This is a genomic window from Achromobacter semiaridum (genome assembly GCF_053543755.1).
In genome coordinates this window covers 35,965-41,663 of the sequence record NZ_JBLVOL010000028.1, presented here as the reverse complement: position 1 = coordinate 41,663, position 5,699 = coordinate 35,965, and the positions used below count along the sequence as shown (strand labels likewise).

General features: G+C 64.2%; 5 protein-coding genes and 1 pseudogene. All 6 read right to left on the bottom strand.

Annotated elements, in window-relative coordinates; translation table 11 throughout:
* Positions 1-75: 75 nt before the first annotated feature.
* The 6 genes and pseudogenes from hslO to ACNPP0_RS09000 all read right to left on the bottom strand — a co-directional run bounded on the left by hslO (position 76) and on the right by ACNPP0_RS09000 (position 5,469).
* The gene (hslO, locus tag ACNPP0_RS09025) at positions 76-1,005 is read right to left on the bottom strand and encodes an Hsp33 family molecular chaperone HslO (protein WP_046802650.1); all 930 of its coding nucleotides are present in this window, start codon (positions 1,003-1,005) and stop codon (positions 76-78) included.
* 73 nt (positions 1,006-1,078) lie between these two features.
* Entirely contained in the window at positions 1,079-1,600 is a 522-nt protein-coding gene (locus tag ACNPP0_RS09020) for a gamma carbonic anhydrase family protein (protein WP_006218111.1), read from the bottom strand.
* A gap of 312 nt (positions 1,601-1,912) precedes the next feature.
* A pseudogene (locus tag ACNPP0_RS09015) lies at positions 1,913-3,559 on the bottom strand (acetate--CoA ligase); the annotation flags it as partial.
* A gap of 129 nt (positions 3,560-3,688) precedes the next feature.
* Positions 3,689-4,561 carry a UDP-2,3-diacylglucosamine diphosphatase gene (locus ACNPP0_RS09010; RefSeq protein ID WP_332610610.1) on the bottom strand — a complete coding sequence of 291 codons (873 nt, stop codon included), beginning with the start codon at positions 4,559-4,561 and terminating at the stop codon, positions 3,689-3,691.
* A gap of 85 nt (positions 4,562-4,646) precedes the next feature.
* Entirely contained in the window at positions 4,647-5,165 is a 519-nt protein-coding gene (locus ACNPP0_RS09005) for an RDD family protein (RefSeq protein ID WP_120154335.1), read from the bottom strand.
* Positions 5,166-5,280: 115 nt separating this feature from the next.
* Positions 5,281-5,469: a hypothetical protein gene (locus ACNPP0_RS09000; protein WP_046802652.1), complete on the bottom strand. Its 189-nt coding sequence runs from the start codon at positions 5,467-5,469 to the stop codon at positions 5,281-5,283.
* Between the last annotated feature and the right edge of the window lie 230 nt (positions 5,470-5,699).

Genomic DNA, 5,699 nt, shown 5'->3' with positions numbered 1-5,699 from the left:
GCGCGGGCATGACCGCCTGTCGATACGGACAATCCGAGGTGATGAAAATGTCCCGCAGGGCGGGACGCGGCGCGATCAGTGCACCGTGGGCGGCGCGTCGTCGGCGGCAGGCTGGTTTGGCGAGAACAACGTGGCGCAATCCACGGCGTCGAACTTATAGGGCTTGCCACAGAAGTCGCATGACACATCCACTTGGCCGCGCTCGGCCAGGACGCTGTTGACCTCTTCTTCGCCCAGCGAACGCAGCATGCTGGCGACGCGCTCGCGCGTGCAAGGGCAATGCCAGCGCACGGGCGCCGGGTCGAACGCCAGCAAGGTGTCTTCCCAGAACAGGCGATGGATCAAGGTGTCGATGTCGGCTTCCAGCACTTCGTCGCGCTTGAGTGTGCTGGCCAGGGCGACCACGCGGTCCCAGGTTTCGGCGGCGGCTTGCTCAGTCAACAGCGGGGCGTCGGTGCCACCATGGAACGGCAGGCGTTGCACCAGCATGCCGGCGGCGTTGTCGGCATCGGCGGCCAGCCACAAGCGCGTGTCCAGCTGTTCGGACGCCTTCATGTAGTGTTGCAGCGCTTCGGCCACCGTGTCGCCTTCCAGCGGCACGATGCCCTGGTAGGTCTGCTGGCCAGGCAGCTTGCGTTGCGGGTCCAGCACGACGATGAAGCGCCCGTTGCCCCCGGGGTTCAGCAGGCTTTGCATGGTGCCATCGGACGGCACTTCATGACCTTCGCGCACTTTGACGGTGGCGCGCAGGCTCAGGTCCGAACGGCATTCCACCACCAGCAGGGCGATGGGGCCGTCGCCCTGGATCTGAAGCACCAGCGAGCCATCGAATTTGATGTTGGCGGCAAGCAGGGTAGAGGCCGCTACCAATTCGCCCAGCAGGTGGGTGATGGCGGGCGGGTAGTCGTGGTTGGCCTGAACGGCCTTCCAGGTCGCGTCCAGGCGGACGGCCTGGATGCGGACGCTGCGGTCTTCGGTAAGGTATTTTTTGAGCTGATCGGTCATGGGGGAATGTTAGCCGATCAGGCCACCCAATTCCCCCTGCTGCCAGCAGGGCTACGGCAACTGCCCCGGGCGCTCAGGCCAGGCGCTTGAGGGCCGTCTTGTAGTGTTGGCCGCGCGCCACGTAATGGGCGGTGTTCTTGTGCAGATTGGCGATTTCTTCTTCGGACAGTTCGCGCACGATCTTGCCGATGCCGATCACCAATGAGTTGTCGGGAATGACGCGGTCTTCCGGAATGATGGCGCCGGCGCCGATCAGGCAATTGCGCCCGATCACCGCGTTGTTCAGCACGATGGCCTGCATGCCCACCAGCGCGCCTTCGTGGATCGTACAGCCGTGCAACATGGCTTGATGGCCCACGGTGACATTCGGGCCGATGGTCATGGGACAGCCGCTGTCCACGTGCAGGACGCTGGATTCCTGAATATTGGTGCCATGGCGGATCAGGATGGCGTCGTTGTCACCCCGGATCGATACGTGCGACCAAATGCTGACGCCGGCTTCCAGCGTGACATTGCCGATGATGTCGGCGCTGTCGGCGACATAGGCTGCGGGGTCGATGCGTGGGATCAGGTCGTCAAGCTGGTAGATGGGCATTGCCTAGGTTTCCGATAATTTTTCAGGGCCCTCAGGGGCAGGCGCGACGTTCTCGGCCGGTGCGGCGGCGTCGGCGAGGCCGGGCGTGGCGGCGGGCGAGGGTGACGTGGACGATTTCGGCACGGCGGCGGACGTGGCGGGCGCGGACACCTTGGGTGTATCGGCGGGTGCGGACGGCTTGGGCGCTGGCGGCGCGGCGGTGGGCGCTGGCGGCGTGGACGCCTTCGGTGCCACGGTTGCCGCTTGCGTCGCGACCGTCGCAGGTGCCCCGGTTGCCACAGGCGCCGCCGCGGGTGCCGTCGCCACGATGTGCGCGCGCTCTTGCTCACGTTGGCGCAGGATGCGGCGTTGGATTTTCCCGGTCGTGGTCATCGGAAGTTCGTCGACGAACTCGATCTCTTTCGGGTATTCGTACGGCGCCAGGCGCTCACGAACATGTTCTTGCAGGTTCTCGATGATCTCGCCGCGGTCGCGCTGGGCGAATTCGGGCGTCAGCACGACATAGGCCTTGACCAAAGCGCCCCGTTCGGCGTCCGGCTTGGGCACCACGGCGGCGTTGGCCACGGCGGGGTGGCCGACCAGGCAGCTTTCGATTTCGCCGGGGCCGATGCGGTAACCGGCCGACTTGAACACGTCATCGGCACGCCCGGCGTACCAAAGGTAGCCGTCCGCGTCGACGGTGGCCAAGTCACCCGTCAGGCACCAATCGCCCTTGAATTTGGCCTGAGTGGCGGCTTCGTTGCGCCAATAGCCCAGGAACATTACGGGGTCGGGAAAGCCGTGGATGTCCAGCCGGTTGACGGCAATTTCGCCGGTCTCACCGGGCGCCACCGGCCGCCCTTCGTCGTTCAAAACCGCCACCTGGTGGCCGGGATACGGGCGGCCCATGCTGCCCGCGCGGGCGGGCCAGCGCTTCTGGCTATTGCCCACCACGTAGTTCATTTCGGTTTGGCCGAACATCTCGTTGGGCGTCACGCCCAGCGCCGACTGGCACCATTCAAAGACCGTTTCCCCCACACTTTCGCCCGCGCTCATGATGGAACGCAGCGCCAGCTGGTAATGGTTGCGAGGCTCGGGCACGGCCTTCATCATCATTTTCAGGGCCGTGGGAAACAGGAAGGTATTGGTGACCTGGTAGCGCTCCATGAGCTCGAACGCGCGCTCGGGCGAAAAGCGGCCGCGCGTGCCCACGATGGGATGGCCGAAATACAGGGTTGGCAACAGCGCGTCCATCATGCCGCCCGTCCAGGCCCAGTCGGCCGGCGACCAGAACACATCGCCCGGCTTGGGGAACCAGTCTTGCGAGGCCACGAAGCCCGGCAGGTTGCCGATCAATACACTGTGGGGCAGCAGCGCGCCCGTGGGCGCGCCGGTGGTGCCTGACGTGTAAAGCAGAATGGCCGGGTCCGACGAACGCGTCGGCACGGCCTTGAATTCGTTGGGCTGTCGGGCAAGCAGGCTGCGCCATGGCAGCACGCGTTCGTCAGCGAAGCCGATGCCGATGATCTGTTGCAGGTTGGGGCAGTTGTCGCTGACGGCCAGCAGGTTGGCGCTGGAAGCGTGGTCCACGATGGCGACCCGCGTTTCGGAGTCGCGCAGACGGGCTTCCAGTGCCTCGGGGCCGAACAGCGCCGACAAGGGCAAGACGACGCCGCCGACGGTGTAGATGGCCATATGGGCCACGACCGTTTCAGGCCGTTGCCCCAGCACCACACCGACCCGGTCGCCCCGGCCCACGCCCATCTTCACCAGACCGTTGGCCAGCTGATTGACGGCTTCGGCCAGGCGCGCATAGGTCCAGACTTCGCGGTTGCCCGACTCGTCTTCGTAGTAGATGGCGATGCGCCGCGCATCCGGACTACTGGATGCCCAGCGGTGGCAGCACGCTTCCGCGATGTTGAACTGGGTGGGAACCAGCCAGCGGAATGTTTGGTAGAGCGCCTGATATTGGTCGTTCATGGCCCTATGTTGTAAGCATGTTGCAGCTGCGTGAACGGGCCGGCTCGCCCGTTGCCTCAGATGCAAGCATGACCTAGAGGGCCGTGAACTGCAATATCCCCGTTGCGTAATGGGGACGCATACGGGTTATCACGGGTGTTTGCTTTGGCGTCGAAGCGCTGACGGCAGGGCGGGCAGCGACAGCGATCGCGGGGGGCGGGCGGTGGGCTCGGCCTGCCGCTCGGATTGGATGGCGGCCCAGTCCAGCAGCTGCAACTGGCCGTCGTGGGTTTCTGCCAGGGCCGACAGGCTTTCCACCCAGTCGCCGTCATTGCAGTAGAGGATGCCACCAACGTCGCGCAATTCCGCCTTGTGAATGTGGCCGCACACTACGCCGTCCAGGCCCCGCCGGCGCGCTTCGCCCGCCAGCGCCTCTTCGAAATCGGTAATGAACGACACCGCGTTCTTGACCTTGTGCTTCAGATATTGCGACAGCGACCAGTAGTGCAGCCCCAGGCGATGCCGCAGCCGGTTGAAGTGGTGGTTGATCCACAAGGCCAATTGATAGAGCCCGTCGCCCAGATGGGCCAGCCAACGGCTGTGCTGGATGACGCCGTCGAATTGATCGCCGTGCAGCACCAGCAGCCGCAAGCCTTTGGCGGTGACATGCACGTCTTCATCCAGGATCTCAATGTCGCCGAATGCGTAGCCCGCGAATTCCCGCGCGAATTCGTCGTGGTTGCCAGGGATGAACACCACCCGCGTGCCGTTGCGTGCCTTGCGCAGAATGCGTTGAATGACGTCGTTGTGCGCGCGCGGCCAGTGCCAGTGCTTGCGCAGTTGCCAGCCGTCGACAATGTCGCCCACCAGATACAAGGTGTCCGAGTCGTTGTGGTCCAGGAAATCAAGCAGGAAATCCGCCTTGCACCCGGCTGTGCCCAGGTGAATATCGGAAATCCAAAGGGCACGCCAGTGCGCGGGGCGGATTTCGTTCACGGTCGCTTCCATGTGGGCTGTCGTCATGCCTTGGAATCAAATCATCCGGCGATGACGGGCGTGTGAAGCTATCGTGACGCTGTTGTGACCGGCGCGGCCCCGGCGCGGGGTGTTAGCGGGATTTCTGACGTTGCGGCGCGTTGCGCAGGCGCGTGCCAAGCAGGCGGTCGTGCAGGAACTGGCCGTCCGGGTCGAACCAGGACCAAATAAAGATCGTGAACGGCGCGGCCACGATGAACATATCCATCGACGCCCAGCCCGTCAGGCTGGCGGCGCCCCAGACTACGGCCGCGCCGGCCAGCACCAGCGGCCAGACAAGCACATAGCGCAAGATCAGGCGGCCCGTTGCCGGCGTGTTGCCGTCACGGTCCACCAGCCGGATATTCCAGGTTTTCATGGGCAGGGTCTGGCCGCGCCGGCGCCAGCACAGCACGAAATACGCGCCAATTGCCACAAACAGCCAGGCCTGGCGCGCCGCGCGCAGTTCCAGCGCGTTCTTGCTCTGGGTCAGCGTGTCCAGCAGATAGCCGGCCAGGAAGACGACGCCGAACAGCAATACGGCCTCGTACATCATGCAGGCAAAGCGGCGCAGCCGATTGGGGGTCTGGTCTAGGAAGGCGTCGGTCGTCATGGGTCGGCATTATCCGACAAAAAAAAACCCGCCGGTAAGGGCGGGTCTATAAAAGGGGCTATGCAGCCCCCAAGGGGAAAATCGTTCGGGCCGCGACGTCAGGCCCGGTCAGGCTTCAGGCGGCGGAGTGCGCGTTCTTGGCGCTCGTCTTGCCAACCAGGGCCTTCACGCCGTGAGCCAGCTTACGCAGGCCTGCGGCCAACGCCCGCATCGGGTGCGGACGGAATTGTTCTTCAATTGCCTGGAGCATCAGTTGGCGCTCAAGTTCGTCGGTCAGGCGGATGGTGTTGTTCGGGTTGATCACAATAGCCTCCACGGGCTTGCTCAGTTGTTTAGCTACTAGGGATAACCCGAATTATAGGGGTTTACCCTCAAACTGTGCAAGAGGCAGATGCAAGCTGGTGCAACATGGCAACACCTTGGTGCTGATGATGCCCCAAAACCGGGCGGCGGGGCACCATAAGCAAAGATACGGCCGGCATGTTGCGGCGCTTTTACAACGTGGCGGGAACGCGGGGAATGGGGGGCGGGCCC

Coding starts and splice junctions, on each gene's coding strand:
- hslO (WP_046802650.1), bottom strand. CDS start 1,005: ATGACCGATCAGCTCAAAAAATACCTTACCGAAGACCGCAGCGTCCGC.
- ACNPP0_RS09020 (WP_006218111.1), bottom strand. CDS start 1,600: ATGCCCATCTACCAGCTTGACGACCTGATCCCACGCATCGACCCCGCA.
- ACNPP0_RS09010 (WP_332610610.1), bottom strand. CDS start 4,561: ATGACGACAGCCCACATGGAAGCGACCGTGAACGAAATCCGCCCCGCG.
- ACNPP0_RS09005 (WP_120154335.1), bottom strand. CDS start 5,165: ATGACGACCGACGCCTTCCTAGACCAGACCCCCAATCGGCTGCGCCGC.